This window comes from Bacillus pretiosus (assembly GCF_051294775.1).
Lineage (GTDB): Bacteria > Bacillota > Bacilli > Bacillales > Bacillaceae_G > Bacillus_A > Bacillus_A wiedmannii.
The window spans coordinates 1-284 of sequence record NZ_JBPPHF010000535.1; the positions used below are offsets into that span (position 1 = coordinate 1).

The window sequence follows — 284 nt, forward strand, 5'->3', positions numbered from 1 at the left end:
CATGCACGACTAACCTTCCTGCTTCCGGATCAAGTGCATAGTCACACGTCGAAAATGTTACGATTTGATCACTCGCTGTCAATGTTGTATCCGTTTTGTACAGCGATTTTTCTTGAATTTTCTCCAAAAACGATGTGTATTCCGTATCATTGCTAAAATCCGTTTCAATGAAATAAAAATCAGTTGTTGTTGTATACACCGAGAACACTTCAAGATCATATCCTTCAAATAATGTATCGTAATTTAATTTACTATGCGACATGAAGAAGTCTTCATCTACCATT

The 284-nt window shown here is 35.9% G+C and carries 1 protein-coding gene; it reads right to left on the reverse strand.

The window, feature by feature from the left end; genetic code table 11:
* Positions 1 to 284 (reverse strand): sortase family protein (locus ACSG5Z_RS32055; protein WP_503827197.1); only part of this gene is annotated, 284 nt, incomplete at both ends.